The organism is Amycolatopsis sp. NPDC051071, from assembly GCF_040682875.1.
Taxonomy (GTDB): Bacteria; Actinomycetota; Actinomycetes; order Mycobacteriales; family Pseudonocardiaceae; genus Amycolatopsis.
In genome coordinates, this window is the sequence record NZ_JBFBBY010000115.1 from 1 (window position 1) to 24718 (window position 24718).

20 protein-coding genes and 1 rRNA gene are annotated in these 24718 nt (G+C 68.0%); 8 read left to right on the forward strand and 13 right to left on the reverse strand.

Features of this window, described 5'->3' with window-relative positions; all coding sequences use genetic code 11:
* Nucleotides 1-337: 337 nt before the first annotated feature.
* Entirely contained in the window at nucleotides 338-2233 is a 1896-nt protein-coding gene (locus tag AB0M65_RS29365) for a S8 family serine peptidase (protein ID WP_364034492.1), read from the forward strand.
* A gap of 69 nt (nucleotides 2234-2302) precedes the next feature.
* Here the strand turns inward: AB0M65_RS29365 and AB0M65_RS29370 are convergent, their stop codons facing one another.
* Complete coding sequence (locus AB0M65_RS29370; protein WP_364034495.1) at nucleotides 2303-3403, reverse strand: substrate-binding domain-containing protein; 1101 nt, start codon at nucleotides 3401-3403, stop codon at nucleotides 2303-2305.
* 157 nt (nucleotides 3404-3560) lie between these two features.
* Nucleotides 3561-3968 carry a DUF1508 domain-containing protein gene (locus AB0M65_RS29375; protein ID WP_364034498.1) on the reverse strand — a complete coding sequence of 136 codons (408 nt, stop codon included), beginning with the start codon at nucleotides 3966-3968 and terminating at the stop codon, nucleotides 3561-3563.
* A 222-nt stretch (nucleotides 3969-4190) separates the two neighbouring features.
* Here AB0M65_RS29375 and AB0M65_RS29380 point away from each other — a divergent pair, with 222 nt between their 5' ends.
* The gene (locus tag AB0M65_RS29380) at nucleotides 4191-4931 is read left to right on the forward strand and encodes an SDR family oxidoreductase (protein WP_364034501.1); all 741 of its coding nucleotides are present in this window, start codon (nucleotides 4191-4193) and stop codon (nucleotides 4929-4931) included.
* 240 nt (nucleotides 4932-5171) lie between these two features.
* Here AB0M65_RS29380 and AB0M65_RS29385 read toward each other — a convergent pair whose 3' ends face one another.
* Nucleotides 5172-6206, reverse strand: a complete 1035-nt coding sequence (locus AB0M65_RS29385; protein ID WP_364034504.1) for an SDR family oxidoreductase — start codon at nucleotides 6204-6206, stop codon at nucleotides 5172-5174.
* A gap of 71 nt (nucleotides 6207-6277) precedes the next feature.
* On the opposite strand from AB0M65_RS29385, the gene AB0M65_RS29390 reads away from it, so the two are divergent.
* Nucleotides 6278-7177: a LysR family transcriptional regulator gene (locus AB0M65_RS29390; protein ID WP_364034507.1), complete on the forward strand. Its 900-nt coding sequence runs from the start codon at nucleotides 6278-6280 to the stop codon at nucleotides 7175-7177.
* On the opposite strand, the gene AB0M65_RS29395 is transcribed toward AB0M65_RS29390, so the two are convergent.
* Nucleotides 7157-8599, reverse strand: a complete 1443-nt coding sequence (locus tag AB0M65_RS29395; protein ID WP_364034510.1) for an ABC transporter substrate-binding protein — start codon at nucleotides 8597-8599, stop codon at nucleotides 7157-7159. The two genes, AB0M65_RS29390 and AB0M65_RS29395, sit on opposite strands and share 21 nt — an antisense overlap.
* Before the next feature lie 100 nt (nucleotides 8600-8699).
* Between AB0M65_RS29395 and AB0M65_RS29400 the strand changes: the two genes are divergently transcribed.
* The 3 genes from AB0M65_RS29400 (at nucleotide 8700) to AB0M65_RS29410 (ending at nucleotide 11632) form a co-directional block, all read left to right on the forward strand.
* Nucleotides 8700-10037 (forward strand): hypothetical protein, encoded by a 1338-nt coding sequence (locus tag AB0M65_RS29400; RefSeq protein ID WP_364034513.1) that lies wholly within the window; start codon nucleotides 8700-8702, stop codon nucleotides 10035-10037.
* Between the two features lie 14 nt (nucleotides 10038-10051).
* Entirely contained in the window at nucleotides 10052-10495 is a 444-nt protein-coding gene (locus tag AB0M65_RS29405) for a hypothetical protein (protein ID WP_364034516.1), read from the forward strand.
* Nucleotides 10496-10561: 66 nt separating this feature from the next.
* Nucleotides 10562-11632 (forward strand): hypothetical protein, encoded by a 1071-nt coding sequence (locus tag AB0M65_RS29410; protein WP_364034519.1) that lies wholly within the window; start codon nucleotides 10562-10564, stop codon nucleotides 11630-11632.
* Here AB0M65_RS29410 and AB0M65_RS29415 read toward each other — a convergent pair.
* From AB0M65_RS29415 to AB0M65_RS29445, 7 genes are all read right to left on the reverse strand, one after another.
* Nucleotides 11598-13043, reverse strand: coding sequence for a HAMP domain-containing sensor histidine kinase (locus AB0M65_RS29415; RefSeq protein ID WP_364034522.1), 1446 nt, complete (start codon nucleotides 13041-13043; stop codon nucleotides 11598-11600). The genes AB0M65_RS29410 and AB0M65_RS29415 overlap by 35 nt on opposite strands.
* Nucleotides 13040-13729, reverse strand: a complete 690-nt coding sequence (locus AB0M65_RS29420) for a response regulator transcription factor (protein ID WP_364034525.1) — start codon at nucleotides 13727-13729, stop codon at nucleotides 13040-13042. Before AB0M65_RS29420 ends, AB0M65_RS29415 begins: the two co-directional genes overlap by 4 nt.
* 104 nt (nucleotides 13730-13833) lie before the next feature.
* Nucleotides 13834-14376, reverse strand: a complete 543-nt coding sequence (locus tag AB0M65_RS29425) for a DUF4232 domain-containing protein (RefSeq protein ID WP_364034528.1) — start codon at nucleotides 14374-14376, stop codon at nucleotides 13834-13836.
* Between the two features lie 43 nt (nucleotides 14377-14419).
* Nucleotides 14420-16198: a choline/carnitine O-acyltransferase gene (locus tag AB0M65_RS29430; RefSeq protein ID WP_364034531.1), complete on the reverse strand. Its 1779-nt coding sequence runs from the start codon at nucleotides 16196-16198 to the stop codon at nucleotides 14420-14422.
* Nucleotides 16195-17043, reverse strand: coding sequence for a class I SAM-dependent methyltransferase (locus tag AB0M65_RS29435; protein ID WP_364034534.1), 849 nt, complete (start codon nucleotides 17041-17043; stop codon nucleotides 16195-16197). The genes AB0M65_RS29430 and AB0M65_RS29435 overlap by 4 nt, the downstream gene beginning before the upstream one ends.
* Nucleotides 17044-17059: 16 nt before the next feature.
* A complete protein-coding gene (locus tag AB0M65_RS29440; protein WP_364034537.1) occupies nucleotides 17060-17911 on the reverse strand; it encodes an arpA protein in 852 nt (283 codons plus the stop codon).
* Between the two features lie 149 nt (nucleotides 17912-18060).
* Nucleotides 18061-20658, reverse strand: coding sequence for a bifunctional FO biosynthesis protein CofGH (locus tag AB0M65_RS29445; protein WP_364034540.1), 2598 nt, complete (start codon nucleotides 20656-20658; stop codon nucleotides 18061-18063).
* 143 nt (nucleotides 20659-20801) lie between these two features.
* Here AB0M65_RS29445 and AB0M65_RS29450 point away from each other — a divergent pair, with 143 nt between their 5' ends.
* On the forward strand, nucleotides 20802-22397 hold the full coding sequence (locus AB0M65_RS29450) for a transposase (RefSeq protein ID WP_364034543.1): 1596 nt from the start codon (nucleotides 20802-20804) through the stop codon (nucleotides 22395-22397).
* A gap of 5 nt (nucleotides 22398-22402) precedes the next feature.
* On the opposite strand, the gene AB0M65_RS29455 is transcribed toward AB0M65_RS29450, so the two are convergent.
* Nucleotides 22403-23161, reverse strand: coding sequence for an SDR family oxidoreductase (locus tag AB0M65_RS29455; RefSeq protein WP_364034546.1), 759 nt, complete (start codon nucleotides 23159-23161; stop codon nucleotides 22403-22405).
* Nucleotides 23162-23169: 8 nt separating this feature from the next.
* Nucleotides 23170-23973 (reverse strand): alpha/beta hydrolase, encoded by an 804-nt coding sequence (locus AB0M65_RS29460; protein ID WP_364034549.1) that lies wholly within the window; start codon nucleotides 23971-23973, stop codon nucleotides 23170-23172.
* A gap of 462 nt (nucleotides 23974-24435) precedes the next feature.
* Here AB0M65_RS29460 and AB0M65_RS29465 point away from each other — a divergent pair.
* A 16S ribosomal RNA gene (locus AB0M65_RS29465) occupies nucleotides 24436-24718 on the forward strand; the annotation flags it as partial.

Genomic DNA, 24718 nt, shown 5'->3' on the forward strand with positions numbered 1-24718 from the left:
TAACTCGCGTGCTTGAACTTCGCACACGCGAGTTACGCCTTCAAGCACGCGAGTTACGCCTTCAAGCACGCAAGTTACGCCTTCAAGCACGCGTGTTACGGCTTTGGGCACAGGAGTGGCGGGGCGGTAATTCGGTCTTTTCGGGCTGAACCGGCTCCCACGATGTGGATCTTTGACCGATACCGACTTTGGTCGGTGGACTGATCACCGGTAGCTGCTTACATTCTCTCCATTACACCCAGTCAGGGGTCATTCATTCGGGCAACCGGGCGGATTCCAGTGACGGGGTGTCACGCCGTCAGCGCGTTGTCGGGGCGCGCTTGTAAGGGAGAGTTCGATGAGCAGATTCAACCGGGTGGTCACATGCTCGGTTCCGGTCGCGGTCGGCGCTTTGCTGCTGTCGACCGCGGTTTCCGGTGCCCAGCCGTCGGAAGAGGCGCGTACGCAGGCCGGTATCACCGCACTGCAGAGCATCAAGAAGAGCCTCACGCCCGCAGAGCTCAAGCAGTCGAGCCAGCTCGTCATCGAGAAGCGCCTCCGCGCCGACAAGGGCCTGGCAGGCAAGCTTCCCGAGTACCGGACCGGGCTCGGCGTGAGCAACGCCGGGACCGTCGCGGTGGACATCAAGGGTGCCGGACAGTCGCTTGTGGACGCCGTCAAGGCCGCCGGTGGCACCGTGCGCTACGCCTCACCCATCGGTGCGATCCGCGCCGACCTCCCGCTGGGTGCGGTCGACGCGATCGCCGTCCGCGGGGACGTCTCCGAGGTCAAGGCCGCTTCCCAGGCGATGACCTGGAACGAGCCCGCGCCGCAGGACCGCCGTCAGGCCGCGGCGGGCCAGGCCGTCGCCGCGCCGCAGGTCGCCGAGGGCGACAAGGCACACGGCAACGACACCGCGCGCACCAAGTACGGCGTGACCGGCGCGGGCCAGAAGGTCTGCGTGCTCTCGGACGGCGTCAAGTCGCTGCAGGCGTCCCAGACCGCCGGTGAACTCCCGGCCGTCGACGTCCTGCCCGGACAGGCGGGCAGCGGTGACGAGGGTACCGCGATGCTGGAGATCATCCACGACATGGCGCCCGGCGCCACCCTCGGTTTCGCGACCGCGTTCACCAGCGAGCAGAGCTTCGCCGACAACATCCGCGCACTGCGGACCACCGGCAAGTGCACGATCATCGTCGACGACGTCTCCTACTTCGACGAGTCGCCGTTCCAGGACGGTCCGGTCGCGCAGGCCGTCAACGACGTGACCGCCGCGGGCGTGCTCTACTTCTCCTCCGCGGGGAACTCGGGCAACCTGACCGACGGCACCAGCGGCTACTACGAAGGCGACTTCCGCGGCTCCGGCAGCAAGATCTCCGGGATCACCGGTACGCCGCACGACTTCGACCCGAGCGGCACCACCCAGCTGTACAACGCGCTTTCGCCCGGCTCGCTCGGCCGGTACGTCACCCTGTTCTGGTCCGACCCGGCAGGCAAGGCCACCAGCGACTACGACCTGTTCATCCTGAACTCGTCCGGTTCGGTCGTCGCCTCCAGCGAGGGTTCGCAGAACGGCACGCAGAACCCGTACGAGATCGCCCAGGTCCCGGCCACCGGCTCGGGCTACAAGGTCGCCGTCGTCAAGTACAGCGGCTCCGACCGGTTCATCGCGCTCAACGTGATCCGCGGCCGCTTCGTCGCCTCGGGTTCGCTGAAAGCCTTCAGCACCAACGGTGTCACCTCCGGCCACTCGGCGGCGGTCAACGCCTTCAGTGTCGCGGCGGCCCCCGCCGCCGGTGCTTTCGGCCGTGCGCTCGAGACCGGTGACCCGGCGAACCCGGCAGGCCCGTTCCCCGGCCTGTTCACCGCGACGAGCAAATGGGAGCGGTTCACTTCGGACGGTCGCCGCAAGCAGTTTTACAACCCGGACGGTTCGCTGATCACCCCGGGCAACGTGTCTTCGACCGGCGGTGCGATCCGGAACAAGCCGGACATCACCGCGGCCGACGGCGTGGCCACCTCGGTGACCGGCTTCCAGCCGTTCTTCGGGACCTCGGCCGCGGCGCCGAGCGCGGCCGCCATCGCCGCCCTGCTGCTGCAGGGCAAACCAGGTGCGACCCCGGCGCAGATCCGCACCGCGCTGACGTCGACCGCGATCGACCTCGGCGCCCCTGGCTACGACCCGGTCACCGGGGCGGGCGTGATCATGACCGACCCGGCGCTGGCCGCGCTGGGCGTCGCCCCGAAGAAGTAGCACTCTTCACCAGCAACGAAAAGCGGCCCGGTGCGTACGCGCACCGGGCCGCTTCTCGCGCTCAGCGGGTCAGGACTTGACGCAGGACAGGCCGTTCGGGCCCGAGATGGTCAGGAAGCCGTACTGCTTGATCTTGGCGGCGTAGGCGCCACCGCACAGCCTGCCGGCGGTCGAAGCCGAGTCACCGTTGTCGAAACCGACGGCGCGCTTGGCCTGGTCGTAGCTCGGGGTGCGGCTGTCGACGACGTTGAAGACGCTGCGTGAGCCAAGGAAAGCCGTGGTGAACGCCGGGGTGTAGCTACCGGTGGAACCGGAGACCGGGGAACCGTTGAAGCCGGCACCGGTCAGCGGGTTGACGGTGAAACCGGCGCGCTTGTCCGCGGTCACCGCGTTGCCCTGCGCGATCCACTGCGCGATGGAGAACGGCGCGATCGCGCGGGAGCGGTCGGCGGCGAGGATCGAGTTGCCGTCGTGCTCCTGGAAACGCTTGATGGTGACCGGCTTGGTGGTCGGGTCGAAGCCGAGGACGGTGCCGGTGAAGAAGCTCAGCGTGCCGGAACCGGTCTGCGGCAGGTAGACGGCGATGGCGGCGTTGGCGCCACCGACCTGGTTCCAGTTGGTGATGGAACCGTCGTAGATGCCACGCAGCTGCGCCAGCGTCAGGGACAGGCCCGCGCCCGAACCGGTGGCCGAGGAAGCCCAGGTGACACCATCGGTGGCGAAGGCGAAGAACTCGAAGGTCGACGGGTCGGACGAGCTACGGGCCGAGGACGACCGAGCGATGTCGATCTTGCCGTCGAGTGCCTCGGCCGAAGCCTTCAGCGCCGCTTTGCCCTGCGAGGAGCCGTTCGGGGCCGGGTTGCTCGCGCTGTAGACGACCTGGTCGGCGAACGGGTCGGCCGGGACGGTGAACGTCTGGGTGCCGGAAAGCAGCGGCGGCACGTTGACGTAGTTGTCGGGGTCGGTGTTCCAGGACGCCTTGGACGCCGCGGTGTTCGCGTCGGCGAGGATCGCGCCGGTGATGTCGGCGGTGGTGTCCGAGCCGGCCGCGGCGATGACCTCTTCGAGGCCGTTGGCCGGGGCGACGGCGGAAGCGGTGCCGGTCAGGGTGAGGCAGGCACACGCGGCGATCGCGGTAGCGCCGAGAAACCGAGTAGTACGAGCACGCATCTTGTTTGCACTCTTTCTCTAGTCCCCAAGTCGTCACGGGACTCCGTGACTTGCCACCAATACTCGCTCCGCAACACTGTCCGGCGACGCTGCTTCGAGTTCCCGCCCGACGTCTTGGTGGTTAATCTCCGGGGAACGCACTTTCCGTGATCGGCCGTCACGGAAAACGATTCGGTGCATGTCCGGCGGAATCGCGGCGGTATTTCCGGCGCCAATCGGCTATCGTCTCGATCCCTTCGCCGACCGCCGCCTCGGTGGTGGCCGACCGGAACCGGTCCAGTCCGCGCTGCGCTTCGATACGCCGTCCGTACGCATGACTGGCGATCGCGACGACCCGGTCGCCGGACCGCAGCCGCCACCGCCAGCGGCCTCCGCTGAGATGACTGAAATCGCTGGTCAGCTCGGCTATATGGGCGTGGAGCCAGGTGATCGCGGCGAGGCATTCCCCGGCGCGGGGGAAGTCTGCGGGTGCGGAGCCGAGCGACACGTTGTTGCCGCCGAGCAGCCGCCACCGGATGGTCTTTTCGCCGGTCTGGATCAGCTGGAAGCGTGGATTCTTCTTCATTGTTCACCGCTCCCGGCGACGAGGTGAACGGTGTGAATTCCCACTGGGCACGCTTGGGGAATCGCCGCGATGCGGTGAAGGAGTTACCGGTTTTCATGAAGGCGCGACGGCCGCCGGGTGAACGTTTTCCCCAGACGGGGGCGCGCTAGCCTGAACGGACGCGGGTAATCGGAAAACCATCACCGAGCCGGATCGGTCCGGCACGGTCAGCGAGGAGGATCGATGGGCAACGGCAAGACCGCGGTCGTCACCGGGGCGGGTTCCGGCCTTGGCAGGGAGATCGCCAGGGCGTTACTCGGCGCGGGCTACCGGGTCGTGCTCGCCGGCCGCCGCGCGGACGCGCTGGCCGAGACCGCGGACGGGGACGCGAAAGCGCTTCCCGTGCCCACCGACGTCGCCGATCCCGAGTCCGTCGCCGCCCTTTTCGACGCGGTCCGCGCCGAATGGGGACGGCTGGATCTCCTGGTGAACAACGCGGGGGTTTCGGTGGGCGGGACTGTCGACGAACTGTCCTTCGCGGACTGGAAACGCGTCGTAGACACCAACCTCACCGGAATGTTCCTGTGCGCGCAGCAGGCCGTGCGGCTGATGAAGGCGCAGGACCCGCGTGGCGGCCGGATCGTGAACAACGGCTCGATTTCCGCGTACGCCCCACGCCCGGCGAGCGTCGCCTACACCGCGACGAAACACGCGGTCACCGGGCTGACGAAGTCGATCTCCCTCGACGGCCGGGCCTGGAATGTCGCTTGTGGACAGATCGACATCGGCAACGCCGCCACCGAGATGACACTGCGGATGGCCGACGGCGTCCCGCAGGCCGACGGCAGCGTCAAGGCCGAACCGACCTTCGACGCCCGGCACGTCGCGGACGCCGTGCTCTACATGGCCGGGCTGCCGCTGGACGCGAACGTCGGATTCCTGACCGTCACGGCGACCACGATGCCGTACATCGGGCGGGGCTGACGCTTTGCGCGATTCGAAGCTGCGCGGCGATCGGTTGGTCTCGGGCTTGTCTATGAAGGAATTGGGACACTCAACGTCCCAATTCCTTCATAGACGCGGACAGCATCTACCCGCCGGTAAGTGTCCATTATGGACGCTCAGAGCACCGTCGGCTCCGACGACCGGTCCAGCTCCACGCGCGAATACCCCTTCGCCAGGCGCAAGGAAGGGGGCCTTCCTGTACTTGCCGCGCCCTTCAGCTCACGGGATCACCTTCGCCTTCCGGAACTCGTCGAACAGCCGGAAGAACATCGCCGAAGTCTCGGCGTACTCGTGGAAACCCGCCCGGCGGGCCTTCGAGCCGTCCGCGAACATGTCGTAATCCCAGCTGAACACGAAGTCGGCGAAGCCCCACGAAGTCGAGACGGCGCTGTAGGGCGCCTCCAGGCCGTATTTGGTGGCAAGGGAGTCCCAGAGTTCTTCCTTGTCCGCCATGACGACGTCCAAGGACATCGGCAGCGGCGGCGCCACCTCCAGCTCGAAATAGCGCGCGATCCGAGGCCAGAGTTCGCTCCACCGGAACAAGTCGCCGTTCGCGATGTTGTACGCCTCGTTCATCGAGTCGCTGGCCCACGTCGTGGCCTTCGCCAGCAGCCCGGCGTCGGTCATCTCCAGCAGGCTGTCGTACGCGCCGGGTTTGCCGGGGAAGCGCAGTGGCAGGCCGAGTTCCTTCGAGATCGACGCGTAGACGGCGATGGCCAGCGCGAGGTTCATCGGGTTGCCCAGTGCCGTCCCGCCGACCACCGACGGCCGGATCGCCGACCAGGTCCAGGACTTTCCCGCCTGACGCCGTTCCAGGAATTGCTGCTGGTCCACAGTGAACTCGGGTGGCATATGACCCGCGTCGGTTTCGCGAGCCGGGGTCTTGAACGGGCCGAGGTGGGCGCCGTAGACCTTGTAGCCCTGCATGAGGCTGATGTGGCGGAGGCCGGGCGCGGCGGGCTCGATCGCGTCGACGAGGCTGGTCAGCATCGCCAGGTTCGGCGGGACCAGCTCGGCCCAGGTCGGTTTGTCGACATAGGCCACGTAGAAGACGTGGGTGACGTCGTCCAGGCCGCTCAGTTTCTCGCGGGTGTCGTCCGCGTCGAGCAGGTCGACGGCGATCTGGCCGGGGCCGCCACGCCGCGAGAGCCCGATGACGCGCCAGCCGGGCTGGGTCTCCAGGTGGGCGCTCAGGTTCTTGCCGACGACCCCGTTGGCGCCCGCGACCAGGGCGACCTTGCGTTCTTCGTTCATGTCGCCAAGCCTGAACTTGTCTCACGGATAAGTCCAAGGCATAGATATCACCACTCCTATAAACTGCGTGCATGACCAGCTTGCGGCAGCTCGAATACCTGGTGACCGTCGTCGACACCGGTTCCTTCACCCGGGCCGCGGAGTTGCTGCACGTGACGCAGCCCGCGTTGTCGCATCAGGTGCGCGCGCTGGAGAAGGGTGTCGGCGGCCCGCTGCTGGAACGGCTGCCGCGCACTGTCCGGCTGACGCCGATGGGACGCGCCATGCTGCCGCACGCCCGCGCGGCCCTCGCCGACGCCGAACGCGCGCGGTGCGCGGCCCGGCAGGCGTCCGGGCTGGAAGCGGGGGAGTTGCGGATCGCGACGGTCTACTCGGTCGGGCTGGGTGTCCTGCCCGCCGCGTTGCGGGTGTGGCGCAGGGAACGGCCGAACGTCGACGTCCGGCTGGTCGAGTTCCGGCACGCGGACGAACTGCGGGACGCGATGGCGGTGGGCGAGGCGGACGTCGCGGTCGGCCCGGTCCCGGCGGGCTGGGAGGGACCGGTGCGGGAACTCGGTACCGAGGAGTTCGTCGTCGTCCTGCCGATCGACGGGCCGCGTGAGGACGACGGCACCGGAACCGTCGACCTCGCGACCCTCGCCGGCTGCGCGTGGGTGCACTACGCGCCGGGCAACGGCCTGGCGGACCTCGTCGACCAGGCCTGCGCCGCGGCGGGATTCCAGCCGAGGGCGGCCGTCCGGACCGAGCAGACCGCGGCCGCGCCGGTGCTCGCGGCGGCGGGACTCGGGCCGGCGCTGGTCCCGGCCAACGTCCTGCCCGAGGGTTTCGCAGGCCGCGTCCTGCGGCCCGAACCGGCGATCCGGCGCGTGCTGGCCGCCTACTGCCGGAGCACGCCCGACCCGCTGACCTCGGCGTTCATCGACGTCGTCGCGGGAAAGTGCACGCTCGGGCTACCGCACGGAAACCGCTGACAGGTCCACGCTCCCGAACGTCGTGGCCTTCACGTCGCCGACCCGCTCCGCCCAGACGGCGTGCCCGTGCCCGGACCACAGCGGAGCGACCGGGAGGTCCCGCAGCAACTGGTTCTCCACCAGGCGGTAGATCTCGCCGCTGTCGGCGGCTTCGGTCTCCTCCGCCGATTTCAGCAGGTCGGCGAATCCGTCGCTCTGGTAGCCGGTGGCCTTCACGATCTCGGCCAGCACTTCCTGCGGGCTCGGCGTCATCAGGTTCAGGTCGATCGCGAAGGGGCCCGTGCCGGGCTCGGCCGCGAGCGGGACGCCCACGGCCGCACTCGCCTGCTCGGCCAGCGGCCGCAGCCAGTTCGCCGGTGACTGTCCGAAGTGGACGGGGGAGGCCGGGAACTCCGCCTGGCTCAGCAGGGATTTCCCCGCTCCGGCGTCGAAGGTGCAGGGACGGCAGGTGCTGCTGCGTTCCCCGGGTGCGACGGCGGGCGGCAGCAGTGACTTCGCCGGATCCGCCTGCTTGGCCAGTGCCCCGGCCTCCAGTGCGGCGCGGTCGACGCCGAGCGCGAAACCGTGCCGGACGGTGGCGTCGGAGAAAGGCGGGGCGGTCAGGGGAAAGCCGAGGTAGGCGACGCCGGGCAGGGCCCACATCACGTGCCGTTGCGCGAAATCGGCGTGCATGGCCTCGTGGCGATCGCCGGGGACCACCGTGGACAGATCGAGTTTCCCGGCCTTGACCTCGTCGTACTGCGCGGCCGCGTCCCCGGTTTTGAACTGGATCTCACGCGCCTTGCCCGGCGCCGCGGTGACCCGGACCAGCTTGCCGCCCGAGGGCTGCCATGCCCCGTCCAGCCGGAACGGTCCATTGCCGACCGGGTTGAGCGCGAACCCCGCCCAGTCGCGTGACTTCAGCGCGGACGCGGGCAGCGGCACCAGTGCGGGGGACGACAGCAGCGCCGGGACCTGCCCGGACGGCCGGTCGAGGACGATCCGGACGGTCAGCGGATCCGGGGCGGTGATCTCCTTGGCCCGCAAGAGGTCCTTGACCACCCGCGACGCCTGCCAGTTCTCCCCGCCGATCGCCGCCCAGGTGTCTACATAGGACTGAGCGGTGACCGGGGTGCCGTCGTGGAACTTCCCGCCGTCCTTGAGTTTGACCGTCCACGTCGTCCGATCGGTGCTGGTGACCGATTCCGCCGCCCGTGGCGTCATTTTTCCCGTCGCGGGGTCGTAGTCGCCCAGCGGTGTCCACAACGCACCGGTGAGCAGCCGTCCGGATTGGTCGCGGACGTCGGCGGGCAGCAACGTCGCCGGGGTGGCCATGCCGACCCGGAGGACGTCCGGTGCGGGCGATTCGCCGGATTCCGTGCAGCCCGCCACGACCAGGGCGGCGGCGAGGAGCGGGGCCAGAAGACGCAAGCGCATGGTCATGTCTTAGCAGTCCGGACCGACCAACGGCGGTTGTGCCGGGCGAAGCGGGGGCCATAGGGTGCGGAGACCAGCCTGGGAGGTTTCTGTGCGAGGAAACTGGTTGCTCCGTTCGACACTGGCGATCGCCACGGTCACCGCGACCTTGATCGCCACCGGCTTGCCCGCCGCCGCCTGCGGTGAAGAGGACAAACCGGCGAGTGAGAAGGTCCGCGTCTCCGGTGAGCCCGGCGCGGTGAAGAACGTCAAGGCCGTCGGCAACCTGCCCGACGCGCAAGGCGCCATCGCCATGGGCTTCCTGCAGTACGGCCACCGCGACGTCATGGCGGTTTCCGGCGAGTTCGGACTGAAGGTCTACGACCTCACGAAGAACCCCGCCGCGCCGAAGCTGATCGGCGAGGTCAGCCTGCCCGGCCTGTGGGAGACCGAGGACACCGAGGTCGACGCGAAGCGCAAGCTCGTGTTCCTCGCGCGGGACCCGCGGGCCTACGGCGGCACCACGCAGACCGGCGAGTCCGGTATTTACATCGTCGACCTGAAGAACCCGGACAAACCGGCCATCTTGAGCTACACCAAGGTGCCTGCCGGGCATACGACCAGTTGCGTCGACGACTGCAAATACCTGTGGACCGGCGGTCCGGCGAAGGCCGCGAACCAGCCGGCGGAGTGGGGTGGCCGCCCGATCTGGGTGACCGACATCCGCGATCCGCGCAACCCCAAGACGTTCCCGAACCCGATCGAACTCGCGCGCAACGACGGCAAGACCGACTACGTGCACGACGTCCAGGTCGACGACGAGGGCGTGGCGTGGGTTTCCGGCCGCGGTGGCGTCCGCGGCTACTGGACCAGCGGCTATCACCGCGATCCGGTACAGGGCAAGGTCCGCCGCGCGACCGCGTTCGAGCCGATCCCCTACGCCGGTGGCGGGATCGAGGAGACGGCGGCGCCGTCGAAGTTCATGCACAACAGCTTCCATCCGGCCGGGCACCGGTCGGCCGACGGCGCGGACTCGAACCGCTGGCACGGCCGCGATCTCGTCTACGCCACCGAGGAGAGCTTCCTCGACGGCTGCGCTGGTGATGGCGTGCTGACGATCTCCTCACTGCAGGGCTCCTACAGCGGCGAAGGCTGGCGCTCGACGCCGGAGAAGCCGTTCCGGCTCAAGTCCGTCGGCACGTGGAGCGTCGCAGGCCAGGAAGGCAGCGACACGACGACGGGTGACTGTTCCGCGCACTACTTCGACGTCCGCGGCAAGGTCCTCGTGCAGTCGTTCTACACGCAGGGCACCCGGTTCCTCGACGTCAGCGACCCGACCGACCCGAAGCAGATCGCCTACTTCCGGCCAGCCGACGCCGCCGCGTGGGCGCCCTACTGGCACAAGGGTTACGTCTATGTCGCCGACAACACTCGCGGAATCGACATCCTGAAGCTCACCGCCTGAGAGAAGATGTCCCCATGCGCACTGTGGGGAAGATGTTGGGGAGCACGGCCGCGGTCGTCTTGATCGCGGCCTGTGCTCCCGCACCGCCACCGCCCAAGGAACCGGTCGTGTCCACCGATCCGGCGGCGGTCGCCGAGGACTTCCCGGAGGTTGGCGAGATCGTCGAGGCGTCCTGGGTCGAGGAGAGGCAGGGCGAGTCCGAGGGCAGGATCGAGGCGCCAGGGCCGTCCGTCTTCCGGCTGTCCGCGGTGGTGAAGCTGCGTCCCGAAGCCGTGTCGAAGGTGATGACCGGCAAGAACTGCCACGCCGGTGCTCCGGTCGCACCGGAACCGCTGAAGGCGCTCCTGCCCGCCGATGTTTCGTGGCTCTCCTGTGAGCTGCCCATGACCACCAAGTCACGGACCGCGTTCGTGTCCCCCGGTTTCGAGCAGGCCTTCCTGACGTCCTCGACGATGTAGCGAAGCCGTGCGGAACCGGTGATCTTCGGTCACCGTGGCCGCATGCCCCGTTTCTAGCTTGGCGTCATGACCTTGCTCGAACGGGCACCCGCTCCCGCCCTTGAGAAGACCCCGCGGCGGAGCATCACCGTCTTGTTCGCGGTCGCCGCCGTTCTCGCGGGGTACACCGGGTTCCGGCTGCCGGGGGAGTGGGTGGCGACCCTTCAAGCGGTGTCCCTGACCGACGGGTTTCACCGCCGCTTCCTCGTCGGGACCCTGCTTTCGCCGTTCGGGCACGACTACCTGCTCTTCGCGGTCGCGAGCTTCACCGTCCTCGGTGGACTGCTGACCGCCGTGACGATCGCGTTCTTCCGTAGTCACACGGAAAGCAGACGACTGGTGATCGTCGGCTGGCTTCTGATCCCGGCCGGCGGCTACCTCTTCCACGAAGTCGGCTACTTCGACCAGGTGCTGTATCTCCTGCTGTTCGGCGCTTTGTGGGCGCTGCACCGGAATCGGCCGGTGCTCGCGAGCGCGGTGATGGCGCTTTCGGTGACGGCGCACGAGATCGCGCTGCTCACCGTGCTGCCGGTGTTCGGTTTCGTCGCGCTCCGGAAGTTCCCGTTCCGGCGTGCCTGCGTGCTTCTCGCCCCACCCGCGCTGCTCGGGCTGCTGATCCTCGCGCTGCCACCCGCCGCGCCCGGGGCCGTCGAAAAGCTCCGGCTGTCACTGGCAGGAGCGGACTTCGTCTACCGCGCCGACGCGCTGACCCTGTTCGAACGCACGCAAGCGCAGAGCTGGCAGCTGTACTCGATCACCGATGTGCTGCTGTACCTGGTGCCGATCGCGATCGTGGTGGCCACCGGATTCCTGTTCCTGCACCGGCCGTCCCTCGCCGCCGCCCTGCCGATCGCCGCGATCGTCGCACCGGTGCTGCTCGCGTTCGGCGGCTGGGACGACGCCCGCTGGGGGTTCCTGCTGGTGAGCAACTTCGCCATCGTGCTGTGGCTTCGGCTGGGGAACCGGGAACTCGAACTGTCCCGGCTGGCCGTGCTGACCGCCGTGTTCCTGATCCTCACGCACGTCCCGATGCCGTACTTCGACGGCTACGCGCCGCGTGGGCTCACTCTCGTGACTCCTGTGGAAGAGTTACGGTGAAAACGGCGCCGCGGTCATTGTGGACGTCCAGGGAACCGCCATGGATCAGCACGTTCTCGCGGGCGATCGCCAGGCCCAGCCCGCTGCCTTCGGTCGCCTGCCGCGCGTGATCGCCCCGGACGAACCGGTCGAACAGGATCGGCAGCAGCTCCTCGGGAACGCCCGGCCCGGAGTCGGTCACCCGGATTTTCACGACGTCGACCTCGCCCTCCAACGTCACCGTGACCGGGGTACGGCCGTGCCGGACGGCGTTGACCAGCAGGTTGCTCACGATGGTGTGGACGCGGCGTGGATCGGCGATGACGGTCGTGTCGCCGGTGCTCCTGACTTCGACGGGCGTCTCGGGCACGCTGACCTCGATCGCGTCCTCGACCAGCCCGGGCAGATCGACCGGCTCCGGACGGAAGTCGGCGGAACCCGCGTCGAACCGCGAGATCTCCATCAAATCCTCGACGAGTTTCGCCAGGCGCCGGGCCTGGGTGCCGAGCAGTTCGGTCGCGCGGGTCCGGATTTCGGGGGCGGCGCTGTCGAGGTTGTCGACCGTGGCGACCATCGACGCGAGCGGCGTCCGCAGATCATGGGCGACGTCGGCGACGAACCGTTTCTGCTGACGGTCTTTGGCCCGCAGGTCCTCGATGGACTCGCTGACCCGCCGCGCCATCGTGTTGAACGACGTGGCGAGGTCGGCGAGTTCGTCCCGGCCCTTCACCGGGACACGCACGTCGAAGGCGCCCTCGCCCAGGTCACGGGCGGCGGAGGCGACGCGGCGCACCGGCCGCTGGATGTTCCAGGCGGCGAACACGGCCGCGACGATGCCGAGCGCGGTCACCCCGAGCGCGATGTACACCAGCTTCTTCCGCTGCTCGGCCAGATCGAGGTCCAGCGGGGTGAGATCGAAGAACTGCACCATCCAGTAGTCGACGAAGTTCCCGCTGACCACGAGAAGCCGCCTGCCGGACTGCGGGTCCACGGTGATCGCCGTGAGCAGGTCCACCGTCTTGGACGTGCGGACCAGCACCTGATCCTTGAGCGACGTCACGATTCCCAGCGGGTTGCCGACGCGCACCGGCACGGGCCGCGCCCGGGCCCAGAGGTCGGTCGAGGCGGAGTTCACCAGCTCGGGTGAGCCGTCGGGCCGCCTGGTGAACAGCGCCCATTCCGGCGTCACGGTGGCAATCGCCAAGGAGAGCTCGAGCGGCGTGGTTCGGTTGTCCATCGTTGCTTCGAGCCCTCGCCACGTCTGTTCGAACATGCTCCCGAAGGCGGCCTGCGCACTGTAGACGAAGCTGTCGACAGCTTCGTCTTCCTGCAGTTTCGACGCACCGAAGGCCATCACCGCGGCTGCCGTCGTCGTCACCAGGACAACCGCCGCCGTCACCTTGGTGCGGAGCCCGAAGGACGGCCGCCTCACTGGTCCACCAGCCGGTAGCCGAGTCCACGCACCGTCTTCAGCACCACGGGGTTCGCGGGATCGTCTTCGATCTTGGCCCGCAGCCGCGCGACCGCCGCGTCGACGATCCGCGAGTCGCCGACGTAGCCGTAGTCCCAGACCCGTTTCAGCAGCGTCTGTCTGCTCAGCACCTGGTTCGGATGTTCGGCGAACTCGACGAGCAGGCGGATCTCGGTCGCGGTGAGCGCCAGTTCGACGCCGTCACGGGTCACGCTCATCGCGCCGGCGTCGATCTCCAGCCGTCCCAGCCGCAGCTGTCCGGCCGAAGGCCCGGGAGCGGTGACGGCGCGACGGCTGATCGCCTTGATCCGCGCGTCGATCACCCGCGGTTCGGCGGGTTTGACCACGTAGTCGTCGGCACCGCATTCCAGCCCGGCGACGACGTCGATCGGGTCGCCACGCGCGGTCAGCAGCACCAGCGGCAAGCGGCTTCGCGCGCGGATCCGGCGGCAGACCTCGAAGCCGTCCATTCCGGGCAGCATGACGTCGAGCAGCACGAAGTCGAGTTCGAGCCGGTCGGTGAACAGCATGTCCAGCGCGCGCTCGCCGGTCGGCGCGACGACGACGTCGTGCCCGAGCGCCTTCAACGCCAGTGTGAGCGCTTCGGCCAGGGCTGCGTCGTCTTCGACGAGCAGGATGCGCGGCATGGGTCTCCCAAGATCGAACTGCTCACCGATCGTAAGGGCGCTCTGTCGCACTCACCGTGAGTCGTCGCGGAACCGTCGTGGAGTCGTGCGGTCTCGTCACACAGTCAGTTCTTGATCTCGGGGTTCCAGGCGGTCAGCGTGAGCTTGCCCGTGGTGCCGAGGTCGGTGTCGACCACGATCCGCTGCTCCGGGTCACCCGCCGCCGCCGCGACGGTCACATACGCACCCGCCTCCGGCGAACCCACGGTGACGGTGTTCGACCACGAGACGACCGAAAGCAGGGTGCCGCCGGGCTGGATCGTCTGCGGCGCCACGCCGGGATCGATCGCCATATACGACCCCCCGTGTTCGACCCGCACGGCCATCGGCTTCTGGTCCTTGTCCAGCAAACGGACTTCGGGATAGCCGGTAAGCGTGCGTGGTGCCGTTCCGCAGTTGGTGAGGGTGAGCACGATCGCCCGGTGGCCGAGCGCGGCCTCGACCGGGCCCGACTTCACCGTGACACCGGTGCCGAGACAACCCGCCGGTTCGACGGTCCCCGGTACCGGTGTGTGCACCGCCGGCGGGGCAGGCGGTGGCGGGGGCGAACTGCACCCCGCCACCGCCAACGCCGTCCCTGCCACTACGAAGATCGCTTTCCCCAGCACGGCTGAACCGTACTAGAGCGTTTCTGAGCCCTAGTCATCGAGATCAGGCGAGCAGCTCCTGCAGTTCCGCGACCACCGTGGTGAGTTCCGCGGCGAACAACGTCATCTCGTGCTCGACGTGCTTCGGCGTGGACAGGTAGATGTTCAGCCGGTCCGGCAGCAGCACGTACGCGATCCCGATGCACTGCGGGCTGGTCGACCCGAACCCGAAGTACTGGATGTTCACCGACGGCGCCGAGCTGGTGCTCAGGTAGTCGTCGCGCATCTTCAGCCAGCCCGGTGACGAGTAGAGCGCCGGGGAGTTCTCGACGCCGCGCCGCTTCTGGATCAGCTGCAGCTCCCATAGATGCTGCTCCGGCGCGTCGCCTGCCTGGCATTCTTTCGCCCGCGTGACGTGCTTCGCGGCCGCCGCGCGGAAGGCCGCCTGACGCGTCTGCCGGTCGGCCTCCGGATCGTCCATCACCTTGACGAACCACAGCACCTCGGGCGTCACCACACGCATCGCTTCGGTGCGCCCGTTCCGGTACTGGCGCGTCGCGATCGACTCGTACGTCGCGCCCGTCAGCCCCTTCGCGCGCTTGTGCGCGAGCTGATACGCCATCTGCGCGAAGCCGTCGGGGGACATCCCCAGCTCCTTCGCCCGCTTCGCGCCGAAGTCGGTAAAGGACACCGTCTTCGTAGCGGTCGCGGCGGCGTACGCGGCGAAGGACGCCGCAGCGGCACGGGCGTCTTCGCGGAGCGCGTCACCGAGGACGAACTCGATGACCTCGGAAGCCGGGACGCCGTCGGCGGGCGGCCGCTCCAGCCGCGAACCGCTGAGCAGCGCGTCGGTGAACCCGAGGATCGTGGTGCCGTCGAGTTCACAGTGCTCGACGTTGATCCCCGCCGTGCCGTCCTCGAACACGATCACCGAGAGGGCCTTGTCGAACCAGCGGTTGCCGCTGTCACCGTGCAACAGCTTGTCGCACGCCTCCTGCGTGTCCGACGGCGTGAAGTCCTCCAGGCACAGGCAGAACAACGCGGACTCGATGTCGTCGAGCGCGGCCGCGTTGCCCGCGGTGAGCAGCGCCTCGCGCGTCGCCGCCCACTCGGCCCTGGCCTTGGTGGTGAAATGGCCGGCCGCGGTCTCCGGATCCTCGACGAAGTTCCCGGCCTTCACGATCGCCTGCAGCCCCGCCACCAGCTGTTCGGGGGAGTACGGCCGCCCGTCCGGCGCGATGACGTCCATCCGGAACGGAGTGTCGCGGTGGAAGACCACGACGTGCCGCGCCCTCGACGGACCCGGCCGGTCCTCGCTGTACGGCGTGCTCAAGGTGTCCTGTGCGGCGCCAGGGATCCGCGTCGCGGAGAACAGGAACTTGTGCTGCACCATCGACTGCGGCTGCCCGCGCAGCACGACCGGCGGCACCAGCTCCTCGTCGAGCTTCAGCTTGTAGTCCACCGCAGACGCGGCGAGTTCGGCCGCGCGCTCCAGCTGTCCCAGCGGGGATTCGGAGAACAGGAAGAAGAAGTTCGCGTTGAGCGCGATCCGGTCGCGGCGGCCGAGGTAGCGGTACGGCCAGAAGGTGTCGAGCCAGCTATGCACCCCTTCGCTGCTGTCGTAGGCCTCGAGCGCGCTCTGGAGTTCGTGTGCCGGACTCCCCGGAGCCAGGAAATCCGTGACGGCACCTTCGGTTTCCGCGAGTTCGCCGGGAGTGAGCAGCGGCGAGCACCACTCGAGGAACCGGCGGCAGGTGTCCTCCAGGCTGGGGACGGGGACCCGCGGCAGGACCTCCTCGTTGCCGAAGGTGCGGGTGGACAGTTCCGGACTGCTCACGATCATCCTTGATCTCGAAGGGGCAGGGCGTTCAGCGCGGAGGCGAGCCCGCCGGCCGCGCCGTTCGGGCGGGAGACGAACAGCCGCGCGTACAGCCGGCCGTCGGACTCCAGCCCGCGCGGGTCGACACCCGCGACGGAAAGGTTGTCCAGGATCTGCGTTTGTTCCTCTTCCGAAGCGAACTTCCGCTGCCGGAAGACCCCGTCGACCTCGGCCGTTTCGTACGTCAGGTCGGTGAGACTCTCGGCGACCGGTTCGTAGGAGAACATGCGCAGGACAAAATGCGCCATCCAAGGCTGGTTTTCCCGCGCTATCCGCACGAGGGTTTTCTCCGTGACGTAGCCGACGCAGCCGGTCGAGATGACGATGTCGACGTCGGCCAGCAGTGCGCGCTGCTCCTCCGTCGGGTCCTCGTTCTCCAGATCCGCGTGGATCGCGTCGTCGATGAGACCCGCGGCGAGTGCGTAGTCCAACGCGGGTTCGGAGGTGTCGAGGCCGAGGAAGCGGACATCGTTTTCGACGGAGAGCCTCTCGACCATCCTCCGGTCGTGCGTGATCAGTTCGTCCCTGGTCAGGGACTCGGCGGTCGCGTAATGGTCGTACAACCGCTCCATCGAGGTGTCACATCGGTACAGCGTCGCGTTGACGCCGTAGGAACAGCCGAGGTCCAGCACCGTCGGGACCTTGACGTCCTGCTCGGTGCGGTACTCGTCGATCAGCTTCGCGAAATAGGCCTTGGCCTGCTGGGGGATGTCGTAATCCAGCCTGCGCAAGGTGCCGAAGAAGGCACGCGGATCGGGCTCGGTGTAGATGTGATCGAAGGAGATCTTACCGGTCGAATCCAAGGGCACGGGCCGGGCTCCTGACTTAGTCGAGCAGCTGATCGCCCCGGATCGCCGCCGAGGCGACGTGTTCGGGCAGGACCCGGCCGAACAGCTGTCGAGTCCGCTCCGGACTGCCGATGACCCCAGGACGCTCGCTGTAGGCGAAGATCGCGGAATGGCGTGCTGTTGCGCCTTGAACACTACTCACGCGGTGCAGGGCAAAGCGTCCGCGAAACAGCTGAAGATCGCCAGGACGCAGAGTGAGGCGTCTGATCAGGTGATCGCCTTCGCCCGCCAGGACCAACCGGACGTCGTCGAAGTTCTCCGCGTTCGCCGACCGGATGTTCGGGCAGTATTCGAAGACACCGCCGTCGGCCGCCTCCCGCGTGAGCATGCTGACGGTGAACTCGTTGGTGTCGAAATGCCACGGATGCGAGCGGCCCGGTTCGATCACGTTGAGCACCAGGCCGGACAGTGGATCGGCGAGTTCGTGCAGTTCGGGAAGCTCGAAGCAGTCGGCGACGAACCGCTGGAACTCCTGGCTCGAATACAGCTGCTGGATGATCGCGGTCGCCGGGATCCGGTCGCGTGCCACGAAGGCGTTGCCGCGTTCCATGATCGTGCGGCCGGGGTGGCCTTCCGGGAGCGGAGCGTCGATGGCGGTGTTGTAGGCGTTGACGCGTTCGATCTTCTCGTACGCCTCCGGAGCGATCTTCGCGCCTTCGTGGCGAAGGACGTCACGTAACTCCGGGCGGATGAAGTCGGCCAGCACGCTGCAGCCCGTTTCCCGCAGTTCGGCACGGGTCCGGGAGACGATTTCGCGCCAGGCGGCGCTTCCCAGTTCGGACAACGGATACCGGGCGGTGTCGGCCACCTGGACTGCGCTCGCGGTCATCGTCGTCCTCTCGGTGCCCCGGAAGTGATTCTCGGGTTTAGCACAGAAAATACCCGGGGTCCCCGCGCCTTGTGAGCGGTGCCACACGCAAAGTGAGGACCCCCTTACCCGCGCTGTACGCCGGCAAGAGGGCCCTCGGGGAGTTTTCGTCAGGAAGTGACAAGCGGCAGCAACGGCCGCCGGACCGCGGTCGCGACGCCGTCCGACGCCTCCGACGCGGCGATCCGCTCCGCCGTCGGCGTGCCGTATTCGGTGGTCCGCTGCCGCAGCGGACGGCCGAGCGGCTCGACCATCGCACGCATGTCGCTGATCGTCTTGTACGACCCGTTGGCCGCACCCGCCATCCGGCTGATCGTCTCCTCCATCAGCGTCCCGCCGATGTCGTTGACCCCGCCCTGAAGCACCGCGCGGCTGCCTTCCTCACCGAGTTTCACCCACGAACTCTGGATGTTGCCGATCGTCCCGTGCAGCAGCAGCCGGGCCAGCGCGTGCACCGCGCGGTTCTCCCGCAGCGTCGTGCCCGCCCTGGCGAGCCCGGCGAGGTAGATCGGTGAACTCTGGTGGATGAACGGCAGCAGCACGAACTCACTGAACCCGCGGTGCCCGTTGCGCTCCAGGCCCTCCCGCTGCAGTTTCGCCAGCAGCTTCAGATGCCCGACCCAATGCGAGGGGGTGTCGACGTGGCCGTACATCATCGTGGACGTCGTCGTGATGCCGAGTTTGTGCGCGGTGGTGACGACGTTGATCCACTCCGACGTCGGCAGCTTGCCCTTCGTCAGCACCCAGCGGACGTCGTCGTCGAGGATCTCCGCCGCCGTCCCCGGCAGCGAGTCGACACCGGCCTCCTTCGCACGCGCCAGCCAGTCCTCGATCGAGAGATTCGTCCGCGAAGCGCCGTTGACGACCTCCATCGGGGAGTAGGAGTGCAGGTGGATGTCGGGCTGACGCCGCTTCACCTCGGCCGCGAGGTCGAAGTACGCGGTGCCCGGCAGATCCGGGTGGATCCCGCCCTGCATGCAGATCTCGGTCGCACCGGCGGCCCACGCCTCGTCGACGCGGTCGCCGACCTGCTCCAGCGAGAGCGTGTACGCGTCGGCGTCCGTGCGCCGCTGGGCGAACGCGCAGAACCGGCAGCCGGTGTAACAGACGTTGGTGAAGTTGATGTTCCGCGTGACGACGAAGGTGACGTCGTCGCCGTTCACCTCGCGACGCAGGTCGTCGGCGATCTTGGTGAAGGCGTCGAGCTCCGGCCCGTCGGCGTGCAGCAACGCCAAAGCTTCGTCGTCCGAAAGCCCCGCGGGGTTCTTTTCCGCACTGCGCAAGGCATCCCGGACATCGAGGTCGAATCGCCGCGGCGCGGTCTTGATGTTGCCCTTGATCTCCGCCCAGTCGCCGTAGACCGAATCGAAGTCACTGCGGCGGTCTTCGGTCCGGCCGACGGTGTCGACCTCGACGTGCAGGTCGGTGCGCCCGGCCTCCTTCCAGCCGCCGTCCGGTTCCTGCCACGGGATGCCCACCGGGATGGCCTCTTCGATCGCCAGCCCGGTCGCGGCGTCGGTCAGCGGCGCGAGATGCGCGTTCATACGCGGGTCCAGCCACGGCTCGCCTGCCTTGACGTACTCCGGGTAGATCGGCAGCCGCTCGCGCACGGTGAACCCGAGCGCCTCGGTACGCCGTTTGAGTTCGTCGATCCGCGGCCACGCGCGTTCCGGGTTCACGTGGTCGGGGGTCAGCGGGGAGACACCACCCCAGTCGTCGATGCCGGCGTTCAGCATCAGTTCGTACTGCCGGCCGATCAGGTTCGGCGGCGCCTGGATCCGCATCGTCGGCCCCAGCACCAGCCGCGCGACGGCAATGGTCGCGGCGAGTTCTTCCAGGTCGGCGTCCGGGGTCGCGCGCATCTTCGTGTCCGGCTTCGCGCGGAAGTTCTGCACGATGACTTCCTGGATGCCGCCGTAGGTCTTGGCGATCTTGCGGATCGCGAACAGCGAGTCGGCGCGCTCCTCGAAGTTCTCACCGATGCCGATCAGGATGCCCGTGGTGAACGGCACCGAACTTCGCCCGGCGTCCTCCAGCACCCGAAGGCGGACGGCGGGATCCTTGTCGGGCGAGCCGTAGTGAGGGCCGCCCTTCTCGGTGTAGAGCCGCGTCGCGGTCGTCTCCAGCATCATGCCCATCGACGCCGAGACCGGCTTGAGCCGCTGGAAGTCCTGCCAGGTCAGCACACCCGGGTTGAGATGCGGCAGGACGCCGGTCTCCTCCAGCACCCGGATCGCCATCGCACGGACGTAGGAAAGCGTGTCGTCGTACCCGTGGGCGTCGAGCCAGTCCTTCGCCGCCGTCCAGCGGTCCTCCGGACGGTCGCCGAGGGTGAACAGCGCTTCCTTGACACCCATCGCGGCACCCTTGCGTGCGATGTCGAGGACCTCGTCGGGGGAGAGGAACGGCGATTCGACGCGACCCGGCACGGTCGCGAACGTGCAGTAACCACACCGGTCCCGGCACAGCCGGGTCAGCGGGATGAACACCGAACGGCTGTAGGTGACCACGCCGGGGCGGCCCGCCGCGGCGAGCCCGGCGTCACGGACGCGGGAGGCGTGCTCGGACAAAGTCTTGAGATCGTCGCCTCGCGCCTGGAGCAGGATCGAGGCCTCGGTGAGGTCGAGGGTCTTCCCGTCGCGCGCCCTGGCGAGCGACCGGCGCATCGCGGAGGTGGTGGGGGCGGTCACGTCAGCAGGAAATGCCATTCCCGCACGCTATGGCCGGACTCGCTCCAGCTGCCAGCGCGCATCCCGCCGTCCGGCCACCCACGTGGGTGTGGTCACCGTTTCCGCTGCTCAAAGCGTGATATCGGTTGCCGATCAGGGGGCCCGCGTGTATTACCTAAAGTGTGGCTTCGGTGATCGGCAAGAAGGTCGGCGGGCGGACGTACTACTACCTCGTCACCTCCGCGCGGGTCGACGGTGAACCCCGCGTCGTGTCCCAGCGCTATCTGGGCACGGCCGAAGAGATCGGGCGCGCGATGGACGGCGACGTCTCCGCGCCCGGCGAAGCGCGACACCGGACCTTCGGCGACGTCGCGGCGGTGTGGGCCACTTTGCGGAGGCTCGACTTCGTGCGCCGGGTCGACGACGCGGTCGGGCCCCAGCGCGCCGCGACGACGTTGGGGACGCATCTCGCGCTCGCCGTCCTGCACCGGGCGACGGCGCCGGAGACGGAACTGGCCTCGTGGTGGGAGGACGGCGTCGCGCGGGAGTTACTGAAGGCCGACCTGGCGAACCACTGGCGGGCACTGCAACGGCTCACTCCCGAGCGGATCGCCCGTGTCGAGGCTTCGGTCGCCGAAGCGGTGCTCGGCTTGCTGGGGACGGGGAACGCCGCACTCGCCGTCGACGTGCCGCGGTTCGCCACCTTCACCACGGCCGATCCGTGCCGCTGCGCACTCGCCGGCCTCGGCCTGGTCGTCACCAAGGACGGCGCGATCCCGCTGGCCTCGCAGGTGTACCCCAGGGAGGGGGCGCCGCCGTTCGCCACGCTCGCCGACGACCTCCGCAGGCGCTATCCCGCGAACGACGTCACGCTGGTCTTCACCGCGGGCCAAGCCGCGCAAGTGGACCTCGGACGGCCGTTCGTCGGCGCGCTGCCATTGTCGGAACACCCGGAACTGCTGGCGAAACCGGCGTCCGCACGCAAACCCGTCGATCCGGAGCGCTTCGCCGGGCTGACCGCCCTCGACACCAGAGCGGTGGTCGCGGGCGTGCGGCGGCGTGTGCTCCTGACCCATTCGGAGACCCTGCACAACGCGCAGGCCCGCGCGTTCGGCGACGAACTCGGCACCGCGACCCGCGAACTCGCCGGCCTCGACGCGGCACTGGCCGCGGGCACCTACCGGGGCGACCGGAGCCAGGTGAACGCCGAAATCGCCAGGATCACCCGCGGCCGCCGCGTCGAACGGGTGCTCTCGCCGTCTCTGGCCGGCACCAGAGCAGGGGAGATCCGGCTGACCTGGAAGGTCGACGACGCCGCCGTCTCCCGGCTGCGCGACGAGTTCTTCGGCAAGCAGGTGCTGGTCACCGACCACGACTGGCCGGTGGCCGAGGTCGTCACCGCCTACCGCGCCCGGACGCACCTCGACTCGACGTTCCGCTGGCTGACCGGCGCCGCCGTCGCCGGTCCTTCGCCGAGGTGGGACTGGACCCCGCACCGGATCGCCGTGCACACGCTGGTCACGGTGCTGGCGTCGACGGTCACCCACCTCATGCGGCGCGAGGCAGACCGTGCGGGGATGAACCTTTCGGTTCGCGAGCTGATGGACAGCCTGGCCGGGATCGGGGAGACGGTGCTGCGGTACCCGTCGACCGGCGGCCGCCCCCGGACGCGGCGCCTGCTGACCGAGCGGAACCCGGAACAGCAGGCGCTCTTCGACCTCTTTTCGCTCACCCAGACCCCGCCCCGCCACCACCCTCAACGGACAGGCTCCGCCTGACTGGCCTACTCCGCTCGATAAATCTGTAGCGCGGAGAACGTCTGCACCACCGGCATCAGCTCGATGACGTTGATGTTCACGTGCTCCGGCTGCGAAGCCGCCCAGAAGACGGACTCCGCGACGTCTGCGGCCGTCAGTGGCGTCGTGCCCTGGTAGACGTTGTCGGCCTTGTCCTGATCGCCCTCGAAACGGACGACCGAGAACTCCGTGCCACCGACCAAGCCGGGCTCGACGTTCGTCACGCGGACGCCGGTGCCGTGCAGGTCCGCCCGCAGATTCAAGCTGAACTGGTGCACGAACGCCTTGGTCGCGCCATAGGCGTTGCCGCCGGGGTAGGGGTAGGTGCCCGCGACCGAGCCGATGTTGATCACGTGCCCGCGACCGCGCTCGACCATGCCGGGCAGCAGCGCGCGGGTGAGATGTGCGAGACCCTTGATGTTCGTGTCGATCATCTGGTCCCAGTCGTCGAGCTTCGCCCGGTGGGCGGGCTCGAGGCCCTTCGCGAGCCCGGCGTTGTTGACCAAAAGGTCGACCTCGGCGAACTCGGCGGGCAACGTTTGGGGGAGCGCGGCGACCGCGTCGGCGTCACGGACGTCGAGCTCGATCGGCAGCACATTCTCGCCGAGCTCGCCGGCCAGCTTGTCGAGCCGGTCCTTGCCGCGTGCGGCCGCGACGACCTTGGCGCCGTCGGCGGCGAACCGGCGGACGATCTCGACGCCGAACCCCGCGCTGGCGCCGGTCACGAAGACGGTCTTCTGGGACATGGAGACGATCACCCAATTTCTTTCAAGAACCGTGCGAACACGGCGTTGAACTCGGCTTCGCGCTCCAGGTTAGGCAGGTGAGCGGCGCCCTCGATCACCGCCAGGGTGGAGCCGGGGATGAGTTCGTGCATCAGCTCGGCGTCCGAGACGGGCGTGAACTCGTCCTCCGTGCCGACGACGACCAGGCTCGGCACTTTCACGCGCTTGAGGCTCTCCCGGTAGTCAGGCCGCTCGGCCCGCCCCCTGAGTGCCGCCGCGGCTCCCGCGGGGGGAGTCGTGCGCATCATCCGCAGGACGTGGGCCGCCACCTCCGGCATCGTGCGGACGTTCTCCGGCGAGACCATCTTCGTCAGCACCTCCTCCGCGTAGGGGTTCAGTCCTTCGGCGAGGACCCGGTCCGCCATCGTGTCGCGGACGCGCTTGCCCTCCTCGGTCTCTTCCTGCGGGGAGGTGTCGGCGAGCAGCAGCCCGGCGACGCGGCCGGGATAGGTGCGGTGGAACTCCATGACGATCTGCCCGCCCATGGAGAGGCCACCGAGCACGAAGCGCTCGATACCCAGGTGATCGGCGAGCCGGGTGATGTCGGCCGCGAAGACGTCGAGCCCGGTCTTCTCGCTTTGCTCCGGCTTGGTGCTCTCGCCGTACCCGCGAAGGTCCGCCGTGATGACCCGGCAGCCCTCTTGGCTGAAGCGCTCAGCCTGGGGACGCCACATCGATCGGTTGAAGGGGTGGCCGTGGACGAGGACGACCGGCAGCCCGCTGCCGAGATCGTCGTAGGCGACGGAGATACCGCCGAGTTCCGCAGTGCTCATGAGCTCGACGCTAAGTGGAGCAATCTGCGAGATCAATACGGTGCAATGTACTCGGAGCAATGTTTCTTCCTGGCGTTCACCTGGACTCCTCCGTCGGTCTCGCCGGGACGATCACTCGGTGCGGCCTCGTTTGTAGCTTCTGACCTGCGGAAACGCGGTTAAGGTACCCCCCTGTTTTGGGCTCTTTCCGGCCATGTAAAGTTCTCCAAGTCGCCAGGGAAACCGGGTGGCCGACCGGGACACGAACCAAGCTCTCACCTCACGGTGATTGAGTGGGTGTCTCACCAAAAACTGCTAGGAATGACTGCTTCGGATAAGGCCGGGTGTTGCTCGGTGCGATTCGAGGTGTGTTGCTTGAGAACTCAACAGTGTGCTAGTGAACTAAGCCAGTAGAGCTTATTGTTTTTGAACCTCGTTTGAGGTTTCTTTGAGTGCATTGAATTGCCTCGATCAAATTTGACATTGTTGGAGAGTTTGATCCTGGCTCAGGACGAACGCTGGCGGCGTGCTTAACACATGCAAGTCGAACGATGAAGCCTTCGGGCGGATTAGTGGCGAACGGGTGAGTAACACGTGGGCAATCTGCCCTGTACTTTGGGATAAGCCTGGGAAACTGGGTCTAATACCGGATATCACCAATTCTCGCATGAGGGTTGGTTGAAAGTTCTGGCGGTACAGGATGAGCCCGCGGCCTATCAGCTTGTTGGTGGGGTAATGGCCTACCAAGGCGACGACGGGTAGCCGG

Bases quoted from the DNA above. Each gene is read 5' to 3' on its own strand.
- AB0M65_RS29365 (WP_364034492.1), top strand. From the start codon at position 338: ATGAGCAGATTCAACCGGGTGGTCACATGCTCGGTTCCGGTCGCGGTC.
- AB0M65_RS29370 (WP_364034495.1), bottom strand. From the start codon at position 3,403: ATGCGTGCTCGTACTACTCGGTTTCTCGGCGCTACCGCGATCGCCGCG.
- AB0M65_RS29375 (WP_364034498.1), bottom strand. From the start codon at position 3,968: ATGAAGAAGAATCCACGCTTCCAGCTGATCCAGACCGGCGAAAAGACC.
- AB0M65_RS29380 (WP_364034501.1), top strand. From the start codon at position 4,191: ATGGGCAACGGCAAGACCGCGGTCGTCACCGGGGCGGGTTCCGGCCTT.
- AB0M65_RS29385 (WP_364034504.1), bottom strand. From the start codon at position 6,206: ATGAACGAAGAACGCAAGGTCGCCCTGGTCGCGGGCGCCAACGGGGTC.
- AB0M65_RS29390 (WP_364034507.1), top strand. From the start codon at position 6,278: ATGACCAGCTTGCGGCAGCTCGAATACCTGGTGACCGTCGTCGACACC.
- AB0M65_RS29395 (WP_364034510.1), bottom strand. From the start codon at position 8,599: ATGACCATGCGCTTGCGTCTTCTGGCCCCGCTCCTCGCCGCCGCCCTG.
- AB0M65_RS29405 (WP_364034516.1), top strand. From the start codon at position 10,052: ATGCGCACTGTGGGGAAGATGTTGGGGAGCACGGCCGCGGTCGTCTTG.
- AB0M65_RS29410 (WP_364034519.1), top strand. From the start codon at position 10,562: ATGACCTTGCTCGAACGGGCACCCGCTCCCGCCCTTGAGAAGACCCCG.
- AB0M65_RS29420 (WP_364034525.1), bottom strand. From the start codon at position 13,729: ATGCCGCGCATCCTGCTCGTCGAAGACGACGCAGCCCTGGCCGAAGCG.
- AB0M65_RS29430 (WP_364034531.1), bottom strand. From the start codon at position 16,198: ATGATCGTGAGCAGTCCGGAACTGTCCACCCGCACCTTCGGCAACGAG.
- AB0M65_RS29440 (WP_364034537.1), bottom strand. From the start codon at position 17,911: ATGACCGCGAGCGCAGTCCAGGTGGCCGACACCGCCCGGTATCCGTTG.
- AB0M65_RS29445 (WP_364034540.1), bottom strand. From the start codon at position 20,658: ATGGCATTTCCTGCTGACGTGACCGCCCCCACCACCTCCGCGATGCGC.
- AB0M65_RS29455 (WP_364034546.1), bottom strand. From the start codon at position 23,161: ATGTCCCAGAAGACCGTCTTCGTGACCGGCGCCAGCGCGGGGTTCGGC.
- AB0M65_RS29460 (WP_364034549.1), bottom strand. From the start codon at position 23,973: ATGAGCACTGCGGAACTCGGCGGTATCTCCGTCGCCTACGACGATCTC.